This window comes from Altererythrobacter sp. H2 (assembly GCF_035319885.1).
GTDB lineage: Bacteria > Pseudomonadota > Alphaproteobacteria > Sphingomonadales > Sphingomonadaceae > 34-65-8.
This window is the reverse complement of record NZ_CP141285.1, coordinates 1129988-1150289: the sequence shown is the minus strand read 5'-3', so window position 1 is coordinate 1150289 and position 20302 is coordinate 1129988. Positions and strand designations below refer to the sequence as shown.

The 20302-nt window shown below is 66.3% G+C and carries 19 protein-coding genes; 6 read left to right on the top strand and 13 right to left on the bottom strand.

The annotated features are described in order from the left end of the window. Positions 1 to 12: 12 nt before the first annotated feature. The 5 genes from U4960_RS16060 to rpmF form a co-directional block, all read right to left on the bottom strand. Entirely contained in the window at positions 13 to 588 is a 576-nt protein-coding gene (locus U4960_RS16060) for a MerR family transcriptional regulator (protein WP_416379106.1), read from the bottom strand. Positions 589 to 592: 4 nt separating this feature from the next. Further along, the gene (locus U4960_RS05800) at positions 593 to 892 is read right to left on the bottom strand and encodes an integration host factor subunit alpha (protein ID WP_324262624.1); all 300 of its coding nucleotides are present in this window, start codon (positions 890 to 892) and stop codon (positions 593 to 595) included. A 99-nt stretch (positions 893 to 991) separates the two neighbouring features. Beyond that, on the bottom strand, positions 992 to 1957 hold the full coding sequence (locus U4960_RS05795; protein ID WP_324262623.1) for a beta-ketoacyl-ACP synthase III: 966 nt from the start codon (positions 1955 to 1957) through the stop codon (positions 992 to 994). Then, positions 1954 to 3003 carry a phosphate acyltransferase PlsX gene (plsX, locus tag U4960_RS05790; RefSeq protein ID WP_324262622.1) on the bottom strand — a complete coding sequence of 350 codons (1050 nt, stop codon included), beginning with the start codon at positions 3001 to 3003 and terminating at the stop codon, positions 1954 to 1956. Before plsX ends, U4960_RS05795 begins: the two co-directional genes overlap by 4 nt. A 22-nt stretch (positions 3004 to 3025) precedes the next feature. Further along, positions 3026 to 3205, bottom strand: coding sequence for a 50S ribosomal protein L32 (rpmF, locus tag U4960_RS05785; RefSeq protein WP_324262621.1), 180 nt, complete (start codon positions 3203 to 3205; stop codon positions 3026 to 3028). 193 nt (positions 3206 to 3398) lie between these two features. On the opposite strand from rpmF, the gene U4960_RS05780 reads away from it, so the two are divergent. Continuing rightward, complete coding sequence (locus U4960_RS05780; protein WP_324262620.1) at positions 3399 to 3791, top strand: MAPEG family protein; 393 nt, start codon at positions 3399 to 3401, stop codon at positions 3789 to 3791. Positions 3792 to 3908: 117 nt separating this feature from the next. On the opposite strand, the gene U4960_RS05775 is transcribed toward U4960_RS05780, so the two are convergent. Beyond that, entirely contained in the window at positions 3909 to 4589 is a 681-nt protein-coding gene (locus U4960_RS05775; protein ID WP_324262619.1) for an MBL fold metallo-hydrolase, read from the bottom strand. Between the two features lie 175 nt (positions 4590 to 4764). Here U4960_RS05775 and U4960_RS05770 point away from each other — a divergent pair, with 175 nt between their 5' ends. The 4 genes from U4960_RS05770 (at position 4765) to U4960_RS05755 (ending at position 10032) form a co-directional block, all read left to right on the top strand. Continuing rightward, positions 4765 to 6867 (top strand): sodium-translocating pyrophosphatase, encoded by a 2103-nt coding sequence (locus U4960_RS05770; protein ID WP_324262618.1) that lies wholly within the window; start codon positions 4765 to 4767, stop codon positions 6865 to 6867. Positions 6868 to 7052: 185 nt separating this feature from the next. Beyond that, the gene (locus U4960_RS05765; RefSeq protein WP_324262617.1) at positions 7053 to 8204 is read left to right on the top strand and encodes a GNAT family N-acetyltransferase; all 1152 of its coding nucleotides are present in this window, start codon (positions 7053 to 7055) and stop codon (positions 8202 to 8204) included. A 2-nt stretch (positions 8205 to 8206) separates the two neighbouring features. Beyond that, complete coding sequence (locus tag U4960_RS05760; protein ID WP_416379105.1) at positions 8207 to 9091, top strand: transcriptional regulator; 885 nt, start codon at positions 8207 to 8209, stop codon at positions 9089 to 9091. Positions 9092 to 9123: 32 nt separating this feature from the next. Further along, positions 9124 to 10032: an acyl-CoA thioesterase gene (locus U4960_RS05755; protein WP_324262616.1), complete on the top strand. Its 909-nt coding sequence runs from the start codon at positions 9124 to 9126 to the stop codon at positions 10030 to 10032. Here the strand turns inward: U4960_RS05755 and U4960_RS05750 are convergent. The 4 genes from U4960_RS05750 to U4960_RS05735 form a co-directional block, all read right to left on the bottom strand. Further along, positions 10029 to 10967: an alpha/beta hydrolase gene (locus U4960_RS05750; protein ID WP_324262615.1), complete on the bottom strand. Its 939-nt coding sequence runs from the start codon at positions 10965 to 10967 to the stop codon at positions 10029 to 10031. The two genes, U4960_RS05755 and U4960_RS05750, sit on opposite strands and share 4 nt — an antisense overlap. An 11-nt stretch (positions 10968 to 10978) precedes the next feature. After that, on the bottom strand, positions 10979 to 11767 hold the full coding sequence (locus U4960_RS05745) for an alpha/beta hydrolase (protein ID WP_324262614.1): 789 nt from the start codon (positions 11765 to 11767) through the stop codon (positions 10979 to 10981). Continuing rightward, the gene (locus U4960_RS05740) at positions 11764 to 13299 is read right to left on the bottom strand and encodes a WS/DGAT/MGAT family O-acyltransferase (protein WP_324262613.1); all 1536 of its coding nucleotides are present in this window, start codon (positions 13297 to 13299) and stop codon (positions 11764 to 11766) included. Before U4960_RS05740 ends, U4960_RS05745 begins: the two co-directional genes overlap by 4 nt. Positions 13300 to 13429: 130 nt before the next feature. Continuing rightward, a complete protein-coding gene (locus U4960_RS05735) occupies positions 13430 to 14551 on the bottom strand; it encodes an NAD(P)/FAD-dependent oxidoreductase (protein WP_416379112.1) in 1122 nt (373 codons plus the stop codon). A 106-nt stretch (positions 14552 to 14657) separates the two neighbouring features. Here U4960_RS05735 and uvrC point away from each other — a divergent pair, with 106 nt between their 5' ends. After that, a complete protein-coding gene (uvrC, locus tag U4960_RS05730) occupies positions 14658 to 16721 on the top strand; it encodes an excinuclease ABC subunit UvrC (RefSeq protein ID WP_324262611.1) in 2064 nt (687 codons plus the stop codon). Positions 16722 to 16726: 5 nt separating this feature from the next. On the opposite strand, the gene U4960_RS05725 is transcribed toward uvrC, so the two are convergent. The 3 genes from U4960_RS05725 to U4960_RS05715 form a co-directional block, all read right to left on the bottom strand. Continuing rightward, positions 16727 to 17134, bottom strand: coding sequence for a host attachment protein (locus tag U4960_RS05725; protein ID WP_324262610.1), 408 nt, complete (start codon positions 17132 to 17134; stop codon positions 16727 to 16729). An 11-nt stretch (positions 17135 to 17145) separates the two neighbouring features. Continuing rightward, positions 17146 to 17352, bottom strand: a complete 207-nt coding sequence (locus U4960_RS05720) for a hypothetical protein (protein WP_324262609.1) — start codon at positions 17350 to 17352, stop codon at positions 17146 to 17148. Between the two features lie 66 nt (positions 17353 to 17418). Continuing rightward, positions 17419 to 20154, bottom strand: coding sequence for a hypothetical protein (locus U4960_RS05715; protein ID WP_324262608.1), 2736 nt, complete (start codon positions 20152 to 20154; stop codon positions 17419 to 17421). Positions 20155 to 20302 lie beyond the last annotated feature (148 nt).

Genomic DNA, 20302 nt, shown 5'->3' with positions numbered 1-20302 from the left:
AGCCGGGGCAGGCTATGCCGCCAGTGCCTCGGCCAGTCGGGTCCGGATGGCCTTGAGCTGATCGAGCAGCTCCGGCGGAACAGGTGGCGGGACAGGCATGGCCTTCGCGTCGGCGGGGGCGGGTTCCGGCTCCGCGATCTCCGTTTCAGCACTATCGGTGGCAGCGTTTTGCGGGGCGTCCGGCTGCTTGCCGAAGAAGGCCTCCAGCCCGCCATCCTGCGGCAGTTCGCTGGTAAACGGCAAAGTGGCTGGCGGCTGAGAGGGCCGTGCCTCGCCCGCGCCTGCTCCATCCGCCACCGCGCCCGGATGCGAGGCGCTGTCCGCCAAAGTGTCCTTGCTCGACAAGGCCTTCATCGCCCCTTTCAGAGTGTATCCTTCGCGGTTCACCAGCCGGTCAATCGTTTCCACCAGGGCAATATCCGCCGCGCGGTAATAGCGCCGCCCGCCACTGCGCTTCAAGGGTTGCAGCATCGGGAATTGCTGCTCCCAGTAACGCAGGACGTGCTGCTTGATGCCGAGGGCCTGAGCCACTTCGCCGATGGTGCGCAGGGCGCCGTCTTCCTTGCCATCGTCGAATCGTGCATCCATTGCCCTATTCCTTCGCGATTTCTTCCTTCAGCAACTGGCTGGCCCGGAAGGTGAGAACCCGGCGCGGCGTAATCGGCACTTCCACCCCGGTCTTTGGATTGCGGCCGATACGCTCCCGCTTGTCCCGCAGCACGAAGCTGCCGAACCCGGAAATCTTGACGTTTTCGCCGCGCGCCATCGCATCGCTCATCTGCGCGATGACCGACTCAACCAGATCGAGTGACTCCGCACGCGAAAAACCCAGCTTGCGGTTGATCGCTTCCGCCAGGTCTGCGCGGGTCAAGGTACCCACCGAACGCATCATTCGTTATCCTCCCTCGGCGCGACCCAAGTTCAGGAACAGGCGATAACCTACCCGCAATCAAGGAAAATCGCAAACCGGCCCGTCGCGCTATGCACACGCCTACACGCGGGCGAGGCTGGCCCCCCAGGTGAAGCCGCCGCCCATTGCCTCGAACATGACAAGGTCACCCGGCTTGATCCGACCGTCGCGCACGGCCGTGTCATAGGCCAGCGGCACCGAGGCGGCAGAGGTGTTGGCGTGCTGGTCAACCGTGACGATGACCTTGTCGATCGACAGGCCGAGCTTGCGGGCGGTGGCATCGAGGATCCGGGCATTGGCCTGGTGCGGCACGACCCAGTCAATGTCGCTGGCCGAATAGCCTGTGCCTTCAAGCACTTCCTTGAGGACATCGGCCAGGTTGACGACCGCGTGGCGGAACACTTCGCGCCCCTTCATCCGCAAGTGGCCGACCGTGCCGGTGGTGGACGGCCCGCCATCGACATAGAGCAGTTCGTTGTGCGCGCCATCGGCGTGCAGCCGCGTCGCGATCAGGCCCGGCCCGTCTTCGGCTACGTCCTGCGCTTCGAGCACGATGGCCCCGGCCCCGTCGCCGAACAGGACGCAGGTGGTGCGGTCATCCCAGTCGAGGATCTTGCTGAAGGTCTCTGCCCCGATCACCAGCGCGCGCTTCGCCATGCCGGTGCGCAACATCGAATCGGCCGTCGCCATGGCATAGAGAAACCCGGAACAGACCGCCGCGACATCGAACGCGATCCCGCCGTTGCAACCGAGATTGTCCTGCACGATCGTCGCCGTAGCCGGGAATGTCTGGTCAGGCGTCGCCGTGGCCAGCACGATCAGGTCGATCGCACTCGCCTCCATTCCGGCAGCTTCCAGCGCCCGCCGGGCGGCAGCTGTGGCCAGGGTGGACGTCGTCTCCCCTTCCCCCGCGATATAGCGTTGGCGGATGCCGGTACGCTCGACGATCCATTCGTCGCTGGTCTCGACCCGCTCCTGCAGGTCGGCATTGGTGACAACCTGTGCGGGGAGCGCCGAGCCGCTGCCCCGGATCACTGAGCGAATCATGCTTTTGCCCCGTGGCCGTTGCCGTTGCGGGCGTGGAGTTCGGCGAGGTCGGCGGTGATTCGCTCAGTCAGCTTTTCCTCCAGCAGGCGCGCTGCCACGGCCACCGCATTGGCGACGCCCTTTTCATTGGCGCTGCCATGGCTCTTCACGATCACCCCGTTGAGGCCAAGGAAGACCGCGCCATTATGGTTGTTCGGATCGAGGTGGTGCCGCAGCAGCTCGGTCGCCGGGCGCGACACCAGGAACCCGACTTTCGAGCGGATCGAACTGGTAAAAGCGCGGCGCAGCAGGTCGGTGACGAAGCGGGCAGTGCCTTCGATTGCCTTGAGCGCGATGTTGCCGGAGAACCCGTCGGTCACCACCACATCCACCTCGCCGCGGTTGATCTTGTCGCTTTCGACGAACCCGTCGAACGACAGGGCAAGGCCGGTCGCGGCCTGAAGCTGGGCGGCAGCATCACGCAGCCGGTCGGTGCCCTTGCTTTCCTCGGTGCCGATGTTGAGCAGGCGCACGCGCGGCTGTTCCAGCCCGGTCAGGATGCGCGAATAGGCGGCCCCCATGATCGCGTACTGCACCAGGTTGCGGGCATCGGCTTCGGTGTTGGCGCCGAGATCAAGCATGATCACGTCATTGTCGCCCAGCGTGGGCATGAGCGCGGCCAGCGCAGGCCGGTCAATTCCGGGCATGGTCCGCAGGGCGAGCTTGGCCATGGCCATCAGCGCGCCGGTGTTGCCCGCGCTGAGCGCCGCCCCGGCGTCTCCGGTCTTCACCGCATTGATGGCAAGGCCCATGCTGGTGGTCTTGGCCCGGCGCAGGGCCTGGGTCGGCTTCTCGTCACCGCCGACCACATCGTCACAATGGAGAATCTCTGCGGCGGCGCGCAGGTTCGGGTGCGAATCGAGGCCGCGCTTGATGCGCTCCTCGTCACCCACCAGCAGGAACTTGAACTTGTCATGCCGGCGGCGGGCCTCGGCGGCGCCGCTGATCATCACGCGCACGCCTTCATCGCCGCCCATCGCGTCAATGGCGATACGCGGCAGGCTCATCACGCTCTCCGGCTACAGTCGGTCAGAGACCGACTGCGATGACTTCGCGACCGTTGTAGTGTCCGCAGGCCGGGCACAGGTTATGCGGACGCTTCAGCTCGCCGCAGTTGGAGCATTCATGGAATGCCTCGACGCGGAGCGAATCGTGCGACCGGCGGTTGCCGCGGCGATGGGGGGAAACTTTTCTCTTGGGGACAGCCATTGCGGCACCTGTTTTTCAAAATTCGGACAACGATTTCACGGGCCGCCCTAGGGCATGGCCACCGCGCGCACAAGTAGCGTGCACAATGATGGCCCAGCCATGGCGGGGAAGCGGGGGCCTATAGCGGAAAATTCCCGCGTTGCAAGCCACTCGGCGCGCAGCTAGCACCGCGCCGAACCGGAGGGAATATTCCATGCTGTTACCCGTTACCCTGACCACCTGCGCGGCGGCCGCCCTGATCAACATCTGGCTTTCGGTCCGCGTGGGCCAGATGCGGGGCGTGCTGAAGCTGATCCACGGTGACGATGCGGGCGGCCCCCTGACCCGCCGGATGCGGGCGCAGCTGAACTTCGTCGAGAACACGCCATTCGTCCTCGCCCTGATCGCGGCGATCGAACTGAGCGGCAAGGGTGAGCCGTGGCTGGCCTGGGTCGCCGGCATCTACATGCTCGGCCGGGTGGCCCACGGCTTCGGAATGGACGGCGAAGCGGCCACCAAGCCCCGCATGATCGGCACCCTGATCACGATGCTGACCCTGCTCGGCCTGGCGGTGGTAGCGGTGCTGGTGACGTTGGGGGTGATGTAGGACCGGTCAGGGAGCGAGCGAACAGGCAGCGACTGGTCTCGCCGCTCCAAACCGTCATTGCGAGCGGCGCAGCCGCGAAGCAATGACGGGAATAGGGCAAACCGAGTTTGCCCCGTTTTATCCCAACATCATGTCGCTCACGAACTGGTTGGTCTTGCGTTCCAGGCCGAAGGTGCTGGTCGGGCCGTGGCCGGGGACGAAGGTCACGTCCTCGCCCAGCGGCCACAGCTTCTGCGTGATCGAATCGATCAGGTCCTGGTGGTTGCCGCGCGGGAAGTCGGTGCGGCCGATGCTGCCCTTGAACAGCACGTCACCGACCGTGGCGAAGCGGCTCGGAGCGTGGAAGAACACCACGTGGCCGGGGGTGTGGCCGGGGCAATGGATCACGTCGAGGACGAGTTCACCCACGGTCACCGTGTCGCCGTCTTTCAGCCAGCGGGTCGGCTCGAAACTTTTCGCGACCATGCCCCAGCGCGGGCCGTCCTCGTCCAGTTGCTCGATCCAGAACCGGTCGTCCTCGTGCGGGCCTTCGATCGGCAGGCCCAGCTCGTCGGCCAGCATCCCGGTCTGGCCACAATGATCGAGGTGCCCGTGGGTGACGAGCAGCTTCTCCAGCGTGACGCCGACCTTGGCCACCGCCGCCTTGAGCTTGTCGAGATCGCCGCCCGGATCGACCAGCGCGCCCTTCATCGTTTTCGTGCACCACAGAAGGGTGCAGTTCTGCTGCAGGGGGGTGACCGGAATGATCCCGGCCTTGAGCGGCGGCTGGACGGCGTCGGACTTGGCGGTTTCAGTCATAGGAGGCGATGTGGCCGCCCCTCCCGCCGAATGCAAGCCTGCCCGCGCTAGCGAAACAGCGAATGGCCGCGACTCGGGGCTTGCGCCCGTCGTTGCCTCTTATATAGCCAGCGCACCCGAATAGCCGGACCCGCAAGCAGCGGGCCGGAATAACCATTTCTTCAGGGGGAAGATCGTGAATCTCGTCATCATCGCAATCGGGCTGGGAATGCTCGCCGTGCTCTACGGCTTCATCACCAGCCGCCAGGTGCTCAGCGCGAGCCCGGGCAACGCAAAAATGCAGGAAATCGCCGGCGCCATCCAGGAAGGCGCTCAGGCCTACCTCAACCGCCAGTACACCACGATCGGCATTGTCGGTGTGGTTGTCGCCGTGCTGGTCGGCGTGTTCCTCGGCTGGACCTCTGCGGTCGGCTTCGTGATCGGCGCCGTGCTCTCGGGCGTGGCGGGCTATATCGGGATGAACATCTCGGTCCGTGCCAACGTCCGCACCGCCCAGGCTGCCAGCACCAGCCTGCAAGCGGGCCTGACAATCGCCTTCCGCGCCGGTGCAATCACCGGGATGCTGGTGGCCGGACTTGCCCTGCTCGCGATTGCGGTGTTCTTCTATGTCCTGATCGGCCCGATGGGGCAGGCCCCCAACAGCCGCGTCGTGATCGATGCGCTGGTGGCGCTGGCCTTCGGTGCCTCGCTGATTTCGATCTTCGCCCGTCTCGGCGGCGGCATCTTCACCAAGGCTGCCGACGTCGGGGCCGACCTGGTCGGCAAGGTCGAGGCCGGTATCCCGGAAGACGATCCGCGCAACCCGGCCGTGATTGCCGACAACGTGGGCGACAACGTGGGTGACTGCGCCGGCATGGCCGCCGACCTGTTCGAAACCTACGTCGTGACTGTCGGCGCCACCATGGTGCTGACCGCGCTGCTGCTCACCTCGGCCGGCGACCTGCTGCTGCCGCTGATGGCCCTGCCGCTGCTGATCGGCGGTGCCTGCATCGTTACCAGCATCATCGGCACCTACTTCGTCCGCCTGGGTGGCGGCACGAACGTGATGGGCGCGATGTACAAGGGCTTCCTTGTCACCGCGGTTCTCTCGGTTCCGCTGATCTACCTCGTCACCCAGTATGCGCTGGGCGACATGAACGCGACCATCGGCGGCACTGACGGCACCACCGCCTTCACCGGCATGGACCTGTTCTGGTGTTCGCTGCTGGGCCTGGTCATCACCGGCCTGATCATCTGGATCACCGAATACTACACCGGCACTGCCTACCGCCCGGTCCGTTCGATCGCCAAGGCATCGGAAACCGGCCACGGCACCAACGTGATCCAGGGCCTCGCGATCAGCCTCGAGGCGACCGCGCTGCCGACTTTGGTGATCGTGACCGGTATCGTGATCGCGTTCCAGCTGGCTGGCCTGATGGGCATTGCCTATGCGGCCACCGCCATGCTGGCGCTTGCCGGGATGGTCGTCGCGCTCGACGCCTATGGCCCTGTCACCGACAACGCCGGCGGCATTGCCGAAATGGCCGGCCTCGATGACAGCGTGCGCGAGAAGACCGACCTGCTCGATGCAGTCGGCAACACTACCAAGGCCGTGACCAAGGGCTATGCCATCGGTTCGGCCGGTCTTGCCGCGCTGGTCCTGTTTGCCGCCTACACCGCCGACCTCAGGGAGTATTTCCCTAGTGCGCAGGTGAACTTCAGCCTCGAAAACCCCTACGTGATCGTCGGTCTGCTGCTCGGCGCACTGCTGCCCTTCCTGTTCGGCTCGATGGGCATGACAGCGGTCGGCCGTGCGGCGGGTGACGTGGTCAAGGACGTGCGCGAACAGTTCGCCGCTGACCCCGGCATCATGGCCGGGACCAGCCGCCCGGACTATGCCCGCACCGTCGACCTGGTCACCAAGGCAGCGATCAAGGAAATGATCATTCCTTCGCTGCTGCCGGTGCTGGCCCCGATCGTGGTCTACTTCGTGATCACCGCGATTGCCGGTCAGAACGAAGGCTTCGCGGCGCTCGGCGCACTGCTGCTCGGCGTGATCGTGGGCGGCCTGTTCGTCGCCATCTCGATGACCGCCGGTGGCGGCGCATGGGACAACGCCAAGAAGTACATCGAAGACGGCAACCACGGCGGCAAGGGCTCCGAAGCCCACAAGGCTGCGGTTACCGGTGACACCGTGGGCGATCCCTACAAGGATACTGCGGGTCCGGCCGTGAACCCGATGATCAAGATCACCAACATCGTCGCGCTGCTGCTGCTCGCGGCGCTCGCAGCCGGCTAGGGCGGCGTGTAAACCGCTCCGCTGTTGCGGAAGGATCAAGGCCCCGTCCGGAGTTCGCTCCGGGCGGGGTTTCTTCTTGTCCTCCCGACCCTTGCGGCCATGGCAAGCCGTTAAACCTTCCTAAGTTTCTTGCCCCTATCCCGCAGCCTCAGGCCCCGTATCTGCGGGCAGACGAAGGTTAACGGGTGGAACAGCAGCGGATCGATCCTGGCCTGGCAGCCCGTGCGGAGGCACCGCTTCCCTCGGTCAGGCTGGCCCGCGCCAGCGATCCGGCGGCCTGGCCTTCGCCGCCCGCGTGGGATTCGGTGGCGTTTGATGCGAGCGACCCCAACCCCTTCTTCGAACGCTGGTTCCTCGCGCCCGGCCTGCGCCATATCGGCGCGCGGCAGGGCGCTGGCCTGCTCTGTGTCGAGACGCACGGGGAACTGGTCGGCCTGCTGCCGATCCGGCGCCGCCTGGCCTACTACCGATATCCCCTGCCCCATGTCGCCACCTGGCTTCATGACAATGCCTTCTGCGGTACGCCGCTGGTGCGGCGGGGCTTCGAGCAGCCCTTCTGGCACGCTGTCCTCGGATGGATGGATACCAACGCGGCCAGCGCGCTGTTCTACCACCTGTGCCATATCCCGGCTGACGGCAATGTCATGGCCGCCCTGCGCGAGGTCACGGACAGCACGGGCCGCCCGGCCGCCGTGGTGCAGCAGGAAGACCGCGCCCTGCTCCGCTCACACCTTGCGCCGGAGGAATACTTCGCGGCCGCGATGTCGGCCAAGAAGCGCAAGGAACTGCGCCGCCAGCACAACCGGCTGGCCGAACTGGGCGCGCTCACCTTCGAACGGCAGGACTGTCCTGCCGAGATCGGCCCGTGGATTGCAGACTATCTGGCGCTTGAGGCACGCGGCTGGAAAGGCAATGATGGCAGCGCGCTGGCGCAGCATCCGGCCAATGCGGCCCTGTTCACCGAGGCGCTTTCAGGCGCGGCCAGCGCCGGGAAGCTCGAGCGGCTGACCCTGCGGCTCGACGGCCGCCCGATTGCCATGCTGGCCAATTTCCTCAGCCCGCCCGGCGCCTTCTCGTTCAAGACGACCTATGATGAGGACTATGCCCGGTTTTCCCCCGGAGTGCTGCTCCAGCGCGAGAACCTCGACCTGCTGGCGCGAGAGGGCGTTGCCTGGGCCGACAGCTGTGCCGCCGCCGACCATCCCATGATCGAGCGCATCTGGCGCGAGAAACGCACCATCACGCGCCTGTCCATCGCGATCGGCGGACCGGCCCGCCGCGCGCTGGCGGCGCGAATTTTCCGGGCCGAAGGCGGCTCGCCCCTGCAGGAGTTCTGATCGTGGGCATCGAACAGCATATCGCCATCCCGACCGAGGCAGCCGCCACCGCCGTGTTCCCGCCGCCGCAGCGCGCCCACTTCGCCACCAACTATCCCGAAACGCCGCACCTGCTGCGGCATCGTCTGGGCGAAAACGCGCTGATGAACCTGGACGCGCTGGCGGCACTTGCCGGGCGCCTGCCGGACAGCTCGATCGAATACAACCGGGGCGACCTGCCGGTCGGGATCGATGGGAAGCCTGCACCCACCGGGCTGTCGATCGAGGAGACGATCCGCCACATTGCCACCAGCAACAGCTGGGCGGTGCTCAAGAACGTGGAACAGGTGCCCGAATATCGCACGCTCCTGCTCAATCTGCTGGAAGAGCTGCGGCCCGCCATCGAGGCCCGCACCGGGGCCATGCTGCGGCCCCAGGGGTTCGTGTTCATCTCCAGCCCCAATGCCGTAACCCCCTATCATTTCGACCCGGAACACAACATCCTGCTCCAGCTGGTGGGCAGCAAGGTGATGACCCAGTTCCCGGCCGGCGAGCCGCGCTTTGCGCCTGACGCGGTCCATGAAAGCTACCACAGCGGCGGCCCGCGCGAGCTGCGCTGGCAGGACGACCTGATGGAAGGCGCAAGCGAATTTCCGCTCGACCCCGGGGAAGCGGTCTATGTGCCCGTCATGGCGCCGCATTTCGTGCGGGTCGGGCCGGACAGCTCGATCTCGCTGTCGATCACCTGGCGCAGCGACTGGTCGTTCGCCGAAGCCGATGCGCGCGGGTTCAACCGTGTCCTGCGCAAGGCCGGGCTGACACCCGCCGCCCCCGGCCGCTGGCCTGCGACCAACAAGCCCAAGGCCTATGCCCTGCGCGCCCTGCGCAAACTCGGTCTGGCTGGTTGACGCCCACGTCCGCGCGTTCCAAGGCGCGCGGCATGAATGACGAAATCGATCCCCAGCGGCTGGTCAGTGGGCTGGTCCGCCTGCTGACCGTGCAGAATGATGGCGCGGGCCACTACACCGGGCTCCCGCAGAAGGACGGTGTGGGCCGGGTGTTCGGCGGCCAGGTGATTGCGCAGGCGCTGCAGGCGGCCCAGGCCACCGCGCCGGAGGGCATGGTCGCCCATTCGCTCCATGCCTATTTCCTGCGCGGCGGGCGCGAAGGGCCGGCGATTTCCTATCGGGTCGAGGCCGATTTCGACGGGCGCAGCTTCGCCAACCGCCGGGTGGTGGCGAGCCAGCCGGGCGAGAATAACACGCAGGTCCCGATCCTCAACCTGACCGCCAGCTTCCAGCTGCCCGAGGACGGCCTGTCGCACGACGATTATACCATGCCCGATGTTCGCCCGCCCGAAGACCTGCCCTCGGACATGGAGCAGCGCCGCCGCTTTATTGCCGAGATGGGTGAGGTGTCAGAGGTCCAGCGCGCGCTCATGCTGCGGCCCCGGCCGATCGAGATGCGCACGGTCGACAAGCTCCACTGGATGAATGCCGATCCCAAGCCGCCCCACGCGCGCAGCTGGTTCCGCGCAGTGGCGCCGCTGCCGGACGATCCGGCGCTGCACCGCGCGGTGATTGCCTATGCCAGCGATTATACCCTGCTCGGCACCAGCGCCCTGCCGCACGGCCTGAGCTGGGCGCGGAACGAGCTCAAGGGTGCGAGCCTTGACCATGCGATCTGGTTCCACCGCCCGGCCCGCGCTGACGAATGGCTGCTCTATGCCACCGAAAGCCCGTGGAGCGGCGGCGGGCGCGGCATGAATCTGGGCCGGATCTTCAACCGCGCCGGTGAACTGGTCGCCAGCGTGGCCCAGGAAGGGATGATGCGCCGCGCGCGCCGCTAGAGCCAGCGCGCGATGGCACCCATCAGATCGCGGGCATAAGCCTGGGTCAGCCGTGCTCCCGCGACCGCGTTGAAAGCATGGATCGCGCCGGGGTAGCCGTGCACCTCAACCGGAACGCCCGCAGCAGTCAGGCGGCGGGCGAAATCGAGATTCTCGTCGAAGAACAGGTCGAGGCTGCCAGTCCCGATCCAGGTTAGCGGCAGGCCGGCGAGGTCATCGGCCAGCGCGGGCGAAAACCAGCCTTTGCGGTGATCGTCCGCCCGGTAATCGCCCCGCAGCGCGGCCCACCCGACCTGGTTGGCTTCCCGCGTCCAGATGAACTCGCCGGTCATCGGGTTGGCATAGCGGCAGTCCGGCGAACCGGTGCGGTGGTCGAGCATCGGGTAAGTGAGAAACTGCGCCGCCAGTGCCGGCCCGCCCTGATCACGCGCCATCAGGGCAACGGCAGCGGCCAGCCCTCCCCCGGCGCTTTCGCCGATTACCGCCATTTTTGCCGGATCGAACGCCCATTCCTCAACTGCACCGGCAAGCCAGTGCAGCGCTGCCAAGCAATCCTCCTGCGGCGCGGGAAACGGATGCTCCGGCGCCAGCCGGTATTCGACCGATGCTACCAGTGTGCCGGTCGCCGCTGCGATTGCGGAAGGGCCGTGCTGCATGGTGCGGGCCGAACCCATGATCAACCCGCCGCCGTGGACATGCAGCAAGGCCCCCCGCCCTGCGCGGCGCGGATGGGGATCGTAGAGGTAAAGATCGAGCTCCCCGCCCGGCCCGGCTATGGTCACCTTCTGCGGCGCAGGCGGCGGCGCATCGAGGAAGGCAAAACGCCCTTCCGACATCTCCCGCAGCTGCGGAATGTGCTCCATCCCGAAGCTGCGCGTCGGCATAAGCTCCAGCAGCGGCAGGAGCTCTGGATCGATCAGGTGATGCGACGACAAGGCAAGTGCGCTCAGGTGTAGGACCGGCGGGGGAAGACCAGCCGGACCAGACCTGACGGGGCAAATGGCTTCCACGCGCCTTCCTTCTGCGCCAGCCGGTCAGCAATCGCGTAAATCGCTGCCGGGTTGACCCCAAGGCCGCAATGGCTGGCGATCACCTCGATGTTCTCGGTCTGCTTGCCCTGCTCCTGCACCGAACCGCGCCAGTGGACCACGCCATCGGTGCGGGTCAGGATCGAGGTGGTCGGCACCGGCGGCGCTTCGCCCAGATCGCGGAAACGGCCGCCCTGCATCGGCTCCGGCTCGTGGCCATTGAGCCATTCGAACAGGCGGCGGGCGTTGGTATGGTTGCGGTCATCGCTGATCGGACTACCGAGCGAGATCACCAGCCGCACCTTGTCCGGCGCCTGCTTGGCCAGTTCGCGCGCGAATACGCCGCCCAGGCTCCAGCCGACCAGTGAGACCTTGCGGCCGGTCCGGTCGGCCAGCCGCTCGACCCGGTCCGCCATCGCCGCGATGCGCGCGTTGTCGACCTTGACGTTGCGGCCCAGGCCCCAGCCTTCCGAAGTATAGCCCAGATCGTCGAGCAGCGAACGCAAGGGCGCGGTCGAACGGTCGGAGGCCTTGAAGCCAGGCAGCACCATCACGCCGTGGCCATCGCCCTTGGGCAAGGTTCGCAGCAGCGGACGCAAGGCATAGAAACTGGCCAGCTCGCCCATGGCCCGGCCCGGCTCGGCCAGAGTCAGCAGGCGATGCGGCGGACGGGCCGTATCGCCCCTCTTGAGAGTGGCGGTGGTCATGGCTTGCTGTTTTCCTTCCTGCTTTTCGGTTTGGCCCGCTTCGAACGCGCGGGCGTCTTTTTCGTTGCTTTCGCCTTAGCACCGGCCGCCGCCGGAGCTGGCGCTTCAGCAGGTGCCTTGGCTGCATCGCGCAGCTCGGCAAAGCTGTCCTCGATGCATTGGGCGTAGAATTCCGGATCGGGCATGTCCTTGCGGCAGGCGGTGAAGGCGATGGTCGCCTCGCTGCAATAGCTCTGCACCACGTGGCCAAGGCCGAGGCCGTCGGTCAGGCACAGCAGCCCCATCATGCTTTCGAGCCGCGCACCGCTGGAATAGATCGGCACCGGCGGGCCGGGCACATTGGTCACCACGGTCGAAAATACCGGCCCCACCCCGCGATTGGCGAGGCCCAGCCGCGTATAGAGCTGCGCGCCCAGCGCCATGAACAGCGCCGGGCTGGCCTTGCTCATCTCGGTCATGTTGCGCGCACCGAGCGCGTCTGTCATCGCTTTGGAATTGCTGGTTTTTCTGTGGACATAACGCAGCCGCTCGACCGGGTCAGCGATGTGCGTGCCGAGCGGGGCGATCATTGCCGCGACCTGGTTGCCCATGTCGCCCTTTTCGTTCGACGAGCGGACTGAGATCGGGGCCATGGCAGTCAGAGTCTTCTTGGGCAGATCATCATGCTTGAGCAGGTATTTGCGCAGTGCACCGCCAATCACGGCAAGGAACACGTCGTTGACCTTGGCCCCCGGCGCCAGAGCACGGATCGCCTTGACGTCAGCCAGCGGCAGACTGCGCCCTTCGACCACCCGATTGGGCGAAATGGCCTTGTTGAACCGGGTCTTGGGGGCGACCATTTCGCCCGACAGGCTGAATTCCTTCTTCACCAGTCCGGAAACGACCTTGGCCAGCCCCGGCGCGGCCCTGGCCGCCACCTCCAGCTGTTTCATCGGGTTGAGCAGCGCGTTGACGTAGCTCTTGCCCAGCAGTTCGACCGGAGACGGGACCTTGCCTGGCTTCCACTTGTCTGGCCTGTCCGGCGGCGGGGCATCCGGGGTGAGCGTGTGCATCGCCTCCATCAGGTCGATCCCGCTCATCCCGTCGATCGCGGCGTGGTGGACCTTGGTCACCATGGCGAAGCTGCCGGGGGCGACACCGGGCACGTTGTCGAGCCCTTCGACCACGGTAAATTCCCACGGCGGCCGTGTGAGGTCGAGCGGACGGGCAAAGATCCGCGCCGCCTGGATGCACAGCTGCCGCCAGTCGCCCGGCTTGGGCAGCGCGACATGGCGCACATGGTATTCAAGATCGAAGTCCGGATCCTCGATCCAGTAGGGATAATCGAGATCGAACGGCACCCGCACCATGCGCTGGCGGATGGTGCGGCTCAGCTGCTTGCGGCTGTCGAAGAAGGCGAGGATGTCCTTGAAGCGGACAAACCCGCCCGGAGCCGTCGCCGGATTGTAGATCAGGATCGAACCGATGTGCATCGGCGAGTTGCGCGTCTCCAGCGCAACGAAACTCGCGTCCATTCCCTGGAGCTGGCGCATCCGGTTCTCCCGTACCCGGCGGGGTCTGTTGCCCGCTCGGGATCCCGGAAGGCTAACAGAGCGAAGGCGGCGGTCAACTTGCCGCCTCCGTCAAGAACTTACCCAGCGGAAGCCGTGCCGCGAATCCGGATTACAGCGCGTCTCCGGCCGCTACCCCGCTGGCCCAGGCCCACTGGAAGTTGTAGCCGCCGAGCCACCCCGTCACGTCAACCGCCTCGCCTATGGCATAAAGTCCCGGCACCCGTTTCGCCTCCATTGTGGTGGAGGAAAGCTCGGCAGTGGAAATCCCGCCCACGGTAACCTCGGCCTTGGCAAAACCCTCGCTGCCGTTGGGGTGGAAGGTCCAGCGCGCCAGTTGCGCCTCGGCAATGCGCAACGCCTTGTCCGGGGTGTTGCCGAGGTCGTTCGGCAGGGCCAGCCGCTCGGCGAGAATGTCGGCCAACCGCTGCGGCATGGCATCACGCAGCAGCCCGCGGATCGTGGTGCGCGGGCTGGCCCGCTTGGTGTCGAGCAGCCAGTCCCTCTCCCGCCCGGGGAGAAAATCGATCGAGATCGGATCGCCCGGCTTCCAGTAGGAACTGACCTGCAGGATCGCCGGGCCGCTGAGGCCGCGATGGGTGAACAGCGCCGCTTCGGCAAAGCGCGCCCCGCCCGCCTCCGCCTCGACCGGGGCGGCCACACCGGAAATCTCGCGGAACAGCACATCCTCCCCGCCCAGCGTCAGCGGCACCAGCGCCGGGCGCGGCTCGACCACTTTCAGCCCGAACTGGCGCGCGAGGTCATAGGCAAAGCCGGTCGCGCCCATCTTCGGGATGGACGGCCCGCCGGTGGCGATCACCAGCGCCGGGGCACGATACACGCCGGTGCGGGTGGAGACTGCGAACTGGCCATCGTGCGTGACCGAGGCGATCTCCTCGCCGCAGCGCACTGTCACCGGCCCCCTGGCGCACTCGTCCAGCAGCATGGCGACAATCTGCTTCGCCGAGCCATCGCAGAACAGCTGGCCAAGTGTCTTCTCGTGCCAGGCGATGCCGTAGCTTTCCACCAGATCGAGGAAATCGCGCGGGGTGTAGCGGGCCAGCGCGCTCTTGGCGAAATGAGGGTTGGCGCTGAGATAGTTGGCCGGCCCCGCCCCGATGTTGGTGAAATTGCACCGCCCGCCGCCCGAGATCAGGATCTTCTTCCCCGCAGCTTCGGCTTTCTCCAGCACCAACACGCGCCGCCCGCGCTGCCCGGCACGCGCGGCGCACATCAGGCCGGCCGCTCCGGCCCCCAAAACTATGACATCGAATTGCTGGCTCACCCCCCGCCCATTGCGGGTTTGCCAAGCGGGCGCAAGATTCCTATCTCGCTTGGCCATGGCCCGTACCCCCGCCGGAACCCCGCACGACCCCCGAGGCCCCAATCCCGGTAGTAAGGAGCGTTTCAACGAGGAACGCGCCGCCTATACGGTCGCCAGTGCCCAGCCCGACCTTGAAGGCGGGGTCAAGGCGATCCGCGAAACGGTGGCCACGCTCAAGCCGCAACCGGGTGTCTACCGCATGGTCGATGCGCGCGGCGACGTGCTCTATGTCGGCAAGGCGCGCAGCCTGAAGGCGCGGGTGGCGAACTATACCCAGATCGCCAACCTCTCCAGCCGGCTGCTGCGCATGGTCAGCCAGACCCGCAGCATGGACATCGTCGTCACCAACAGCGAGGCGGAGGCGCTGCTGCTGGAAGCGCAGCTGATCAAGCGTTTCCGCCCGCCGTTCAATGTGCTGCTGCGCGACGACAAGAGCTTCCCCTTCATCCTGCTGCGCGCCGACCATGCCTTTCCCCGCATCCAGAAGCATCGCGGGGCGCGCAAGGCCAAGGGCAATTACTATGGCCCTTTCGCCAGCGCCGGGTCGGTCAACACCACGATCAATGCGCTGCAGAAGCTGTTCCTGCTGCGCAGCTGCACCGACAGTTTCTTCAACAACCGCGACCGGCCGTGCCTGCTCTACCAGATCAAGCGCTGCTCGGCCCCCTGCGTCGGGCGGATCGACGAGGCAGGTTATGACAAGCTCGTCGCCCAGGCGAAGGATTTTCTTGGCGGCAAGTCGTCTGCCGTACAGCAGGATCTGGAGCGGCAGATGGCCAGCGCCGCCGCGGCGCTCGATTTCGAGACTGCCGCCATGCTGCGCGACCGGCTGCGCGCGGCGACCTTCATTCAGGGCAGCCAGGCGATCAACGCTGCCGGGGTGGGCGATGCCGACGTGTTCGCGCTCGCCAGCAAAGGCGGGCAGATCGCGGTACAGGCCTTTTTCATCCGGGGCGGGCAGAACTGGGGTCACCGCGCCTTCTTCCCCGCCCACACACAGGGCATCGAAGACGCCGAAGTGCTGGCTGATGTCCTGCTGCAATTCTACGAGGAAGTCCCGCCACCACGCACGATCCTGGTCGACCGTGAACTGCCCGAAGCGGAACTGCTGGGCGAAGCGCTGGGCGCAGCGGCAGGGCACCGGGTCACCGTCTCGATTCCCCAACGCGGCGACCGGCGGCGGTTGATGGAGCAGGCCAGCCGCAACGCAGTTGAGGCGCTGGAGCGGCGGATGGCCGAAACCGGCTCGAAGGCGAAAGTGCTGCGCGAGCTGAGCGAATTCCTCGAACTGCCCGACGTGCCGGACCGGATCGAGGTCTACGACAACAGCCATATCCAGGGCACCAAGGCCGTCGGCGCGATGGTCGTCGCCGGGCCGGAGGGGCTGCGCAAAGGGCAGTACCGCAAATTCAACATCCGCGAAGCGCAGGGCAACGATGACTTCGCGATGATGCGCGAAGTGATGCAGCGGCGGTTTCGGGCTTTGGCGGATCCTCCCCAGAATGGGGAGGGGGACCATGCGCAGCATGGTGGAGGGGCACCCTCCGATGGAGCGGACGATATAGCGAAGGTGCCCCACCACCCCGACGCTTCGCGTCGCGGTCCCCCTCCCCGTTCCGGGGAGGAATGGCCCGACCTCGTCCTGATCGATGGCGGGAAAGGGCAGATGAGCGCGGTGCACGATACTCTGGCGGAAATGGGGATCGAGGACGTGCCGCTGATCGCCATCGCCAAGGGGCCGCACCACGGGCGCGAGGGGCGCGAGGTGTTCCACTTCCCCGACGGGCGGGAAAAGACCCTGCCGGTCAATTCACCGGTGCTGTTCTATCTCCAGACCCTGCGCGACGAGGTGCACCGCTTTGCCATCGGGGCGCACCGGGCCAGGCGGAGCAAGGCGATAACCGCCAGCCCGCTGGACGAGATCCCCGGCATTGGCCCGGCCCGCAAGCGCGCGCTGCTGCTGCACTTCGGCACGGCGAGCAAGGTCCGCGCCGCGTCGCTGGAAGATTTGCAACGCGCGCCCGGGGTCAGTGCCGGGGTGGCGCGGCAGATTTACGATTTCTATCACACCCGCGGCTGACCGGCTCAGGCGTCGCTGATCGCCTGCTCGATCTGGTTAATCGGCACATTGGTCAGCGCCTTGCCCAGTTCCCCGCGCAGCCGGGCTTCCAGTTCCTTGTGATAATGACGCCGCAACTCACCGAGCGAACGCTTGTCGGCGACCACGATCAGATCGTCGATCTTCTGGGTGAGCACAGCATGGTTGAGCCACTCGGCCGCTGCCGCCACATGGGCCGCCTCGTCCAGATCATTGCCCGCTTCCGGGGTCGAGGTAATCGAGTGGCGCAGCTTGCCCTGGCTGCGGTTGGTCGGATCGAGATCGGGTTCGCCCACCAGTTCCAGCGCTGGATAGCGGGCATCCGATCCGTTGCGGAGGAGGAGGAAGCGCGAACCATCGACCACGGCTACGTGGGCTTTCGGGGGTACATTCATCGTTTTGCTCCTCAGCGGACCTTGCGGCTGCGTTCCAGCACAGGCCGCTGCCCCTCGGCCTCGAGTGCGCCTGACGGGGGGGCGTCGCTGCCTTCGGTCGGCTGCGCGCCTTTGCCGGCGGTCGGCGTCTGGCGCTCGCGATAGGCCCTGTCGCCCTGCCCCTTGCCCTTCAGCGCCTGCGCTTTTTCAGCGATGTCTTTCTGCGTTTCCTGGGCCACGGGCCCTCCTTTCCGGCAATTTGGGATGCTGGAAAGGCAACGTCAGGCCAGGGGACAGGTTCCCCGTCAGAACATCTTGCGCAGGTCGATCCCCAGGTAACGCCCGACCGGATCGACCAGGAACGGCTGGAACGCGAGCGGGGTATCGCCATTGCTGTCGGTCACCCTGCGCTGCCCGTCGAGCACGTTGTTGGCGATCAGCGATACGGAGAACCCCTTGAGGAAGCCCTTCTCCGTCTTGGTCAGGCGGCCGAGATCGGCAAACAGCCGCAGGTCGAGCGTGGCCAGATCGTCAAAGAACAGGTCGGTGCTGCCCGGCAGCCCGCTGCCGTTGACCCGCGCCTTGCCGGTGTAGACACCCGACGCGCGCACACCCCAGCCGTTGCGGAACACCCCACCCTCAAGCCGCGAGGAATGGCGCGGGAAACCGTTGGCGGCCAGGCCTTCGCCATCCAGCTGGTCCAGCACCGGCACTCCGGGTGCGATCAGCACGGTGTTGTTCAGCTCGATCGTGTGGGTCAGGGTCACGAAATAACGGCCGCGGTTATCTCCGCCAGGGCCGAAGCCGCCCATCCCGCCCCTGCCGCCACGGCCGCGCGGCGGACCGCCGGCTGCGGGCTGACCGCCAGCGGCAGCCATGGGCGCACCGTCGCTGCTGCACATCATGCTGCGGAACTGCGCCAGGCGGGCGCGGTCGATGCTGCCGTCCTCAGCCCGGAAGCGGTCGAGCATCCGCTTCGCCTGTTCAGCATCAAATCCCTCGGGCGCATCGGGCGGCGTTTCGCCGCGGTCAATCGCGGCGGCCAGCGAAACCATGTAATCTTCGCCGTCTGCCGCACAGAGCCGTTCGCGGAACGCGGTGAAGCGCTGGCGTTGCTCATCACTGGGGGCGCCGCCCATTCCCGGCGGCGGACCACCTCGGGGCGGGCCGCCTTCACCCTGCGGCTGCGCCTCGCCAAAGCTGCCGCGCATGGTCAGGCCGAAGGCAAGCCGCTCTGCACGGGTTTCCGCGAATGTCACCGGACGGCGATCAATCGCCAGCAGGGTACCGTCGGTGCCACGCGTCACCCGGCCCGCAAAAGCGGCTTCGATGGCCGGGGTGAGCAGCGGAAACGAGGAAGTGACATTGTCCGAACGGTTGCGGATGTAATCGACCTGCAGCTGCGCCCCCTCGATGAAGGGAACCTCCAGGTTGGCGCTGAATTTCCAGTCCTTCTGGGTCTCCGCCAGCAGCGCCGGATTGCCGCCCGTGGTGACCGAGGCGAGCACGGTTTCGCCGCGTGTCAGGTCGAACACCGGCACGTTGAAATCGGTGATGATCGGGTTGCCCAGCTGGGTCAGCCCCGGAGCCACCTCGCGCCAGGTATAGGTCGCCTGCAGGTCCACACCTTCAAGCGGAGACCAGTTCACCCCGCCGCTCCAGTCATAGAGCGTGCCGAAATCGGAAAGGCGGTTGAACCCGGCCTGCCCGCTGAGCGAGACATCGCCGATTGCGTCGAGAAACCCTTCGCGGCGGCTGGTAACCGGCACGACCACGTTGACCCCGCCGGACAGATCGCCCCGGGTCAGGCGCGCGGCAGTGCCGGACCGTGTGTCGTCGCTGTCGATCCGCGTCCAGTCATAGCCGAAGTCAAACGTGGTCGAAAGATCGCCGGCTGGCAGGAACACCGGGGTGCCGCGCGCGGTGAACAGGCTGGTGGCGTTAATGACCTTGCTGTTGGCAATGTCGAAACCGGCATCGTCGGTGTTGAGGAACCGCGTGTCGATTGCCAGCCGCCCCGCCGCCGCGTCGGCAACCAGGCGCGAGGTGCTGGCCCGGCGTTCGATCTCGGTCCGGGTCTTGCCCAGGCTGGCGTCAAACGTGCCGGTCAGCTGGAAATCGCCTACGGGCCGGGTGTAACTGCCGGCTGAGGCGAACGTATCGGTCTGGCTGCGCCGTTCGAGCGGATCTGCGCGGTTGAGACTGCGCAGGACCGACGCCCCGTCGGGGTCGGTCAGAATGACCGTGTCGAGGCCCGACAGGCTGCGCGAGCGGTTGCGCTGGTAATTGGCGTTGAGGCTGACGCTTGAGCCGGTGTCAATGAAGCTCTTGGCCCAGTTGGCGGAGGCCTGGATTTCGGCAGTGTCCGGAACAAGGCTGCGGTAATCGGCCGGATCAGGGTCACCGGGCAGTGGCGCGACCGGGACTTCGGGCTGGATCACGCCGCGCTCGCCTTCGCTCAGCAGCGACACATCGGAAAATTCCAGGCTGAGATTGAGCCGGCCACCGTCGGCAATCCGCAACATGCTGAATTCCTGCTCGGTCCGCGAATAACCGCCGCGGTCAGGCTGCTCGTATTCGAATTCGACCTCACGGCTGGCGAAGTTGTTCTTGAGCACGAAGTTGACCACGCGCCGATCCGCCGGGAAGCCGAACCGCTGGGCGACCTCTTCCGGGAATACCTCCACCTTGGCAATCGCCTCGGGCGGGTACGAACGGAACTCGCGCGGCGATCCGATCCGGATTCCGTTCACCAGGAATACCGGTTGCCCGCCGCCGCCGCGGCCACGGGCCGAGCCGGTCTGGGGAGAGATGGCGGTCAGCAGATCGGCAATCGATGTGGCCCCGATCGCCTGGATGTCTTCGGCATCGAGCGTGTCGACCGGAGCGACATCGACATTGACCTGGCCGGGGATGCGGTCAGCACGAACAACGATCGCACCTTCGACATCGTCGACAGCATCCTGCGCAACGGCCGGAACAGCCAGAACTAGCGCAAGCAGGGGGAGAGACGCAAAGCGGGTCAAGGGGCAGACTTTCATGTGAAGTGCTCTGGGGGAACGCACCGGGGAACAAGCGGTGCCCATGCGGGATTTACACAGTAGATACGAGACGCGAATTGTAACGGTCCGTCGCTCGTCGGTGCATATAGGTCGTTCGCAGAAACCGGCACCTTTGCGCGCGAGGCTT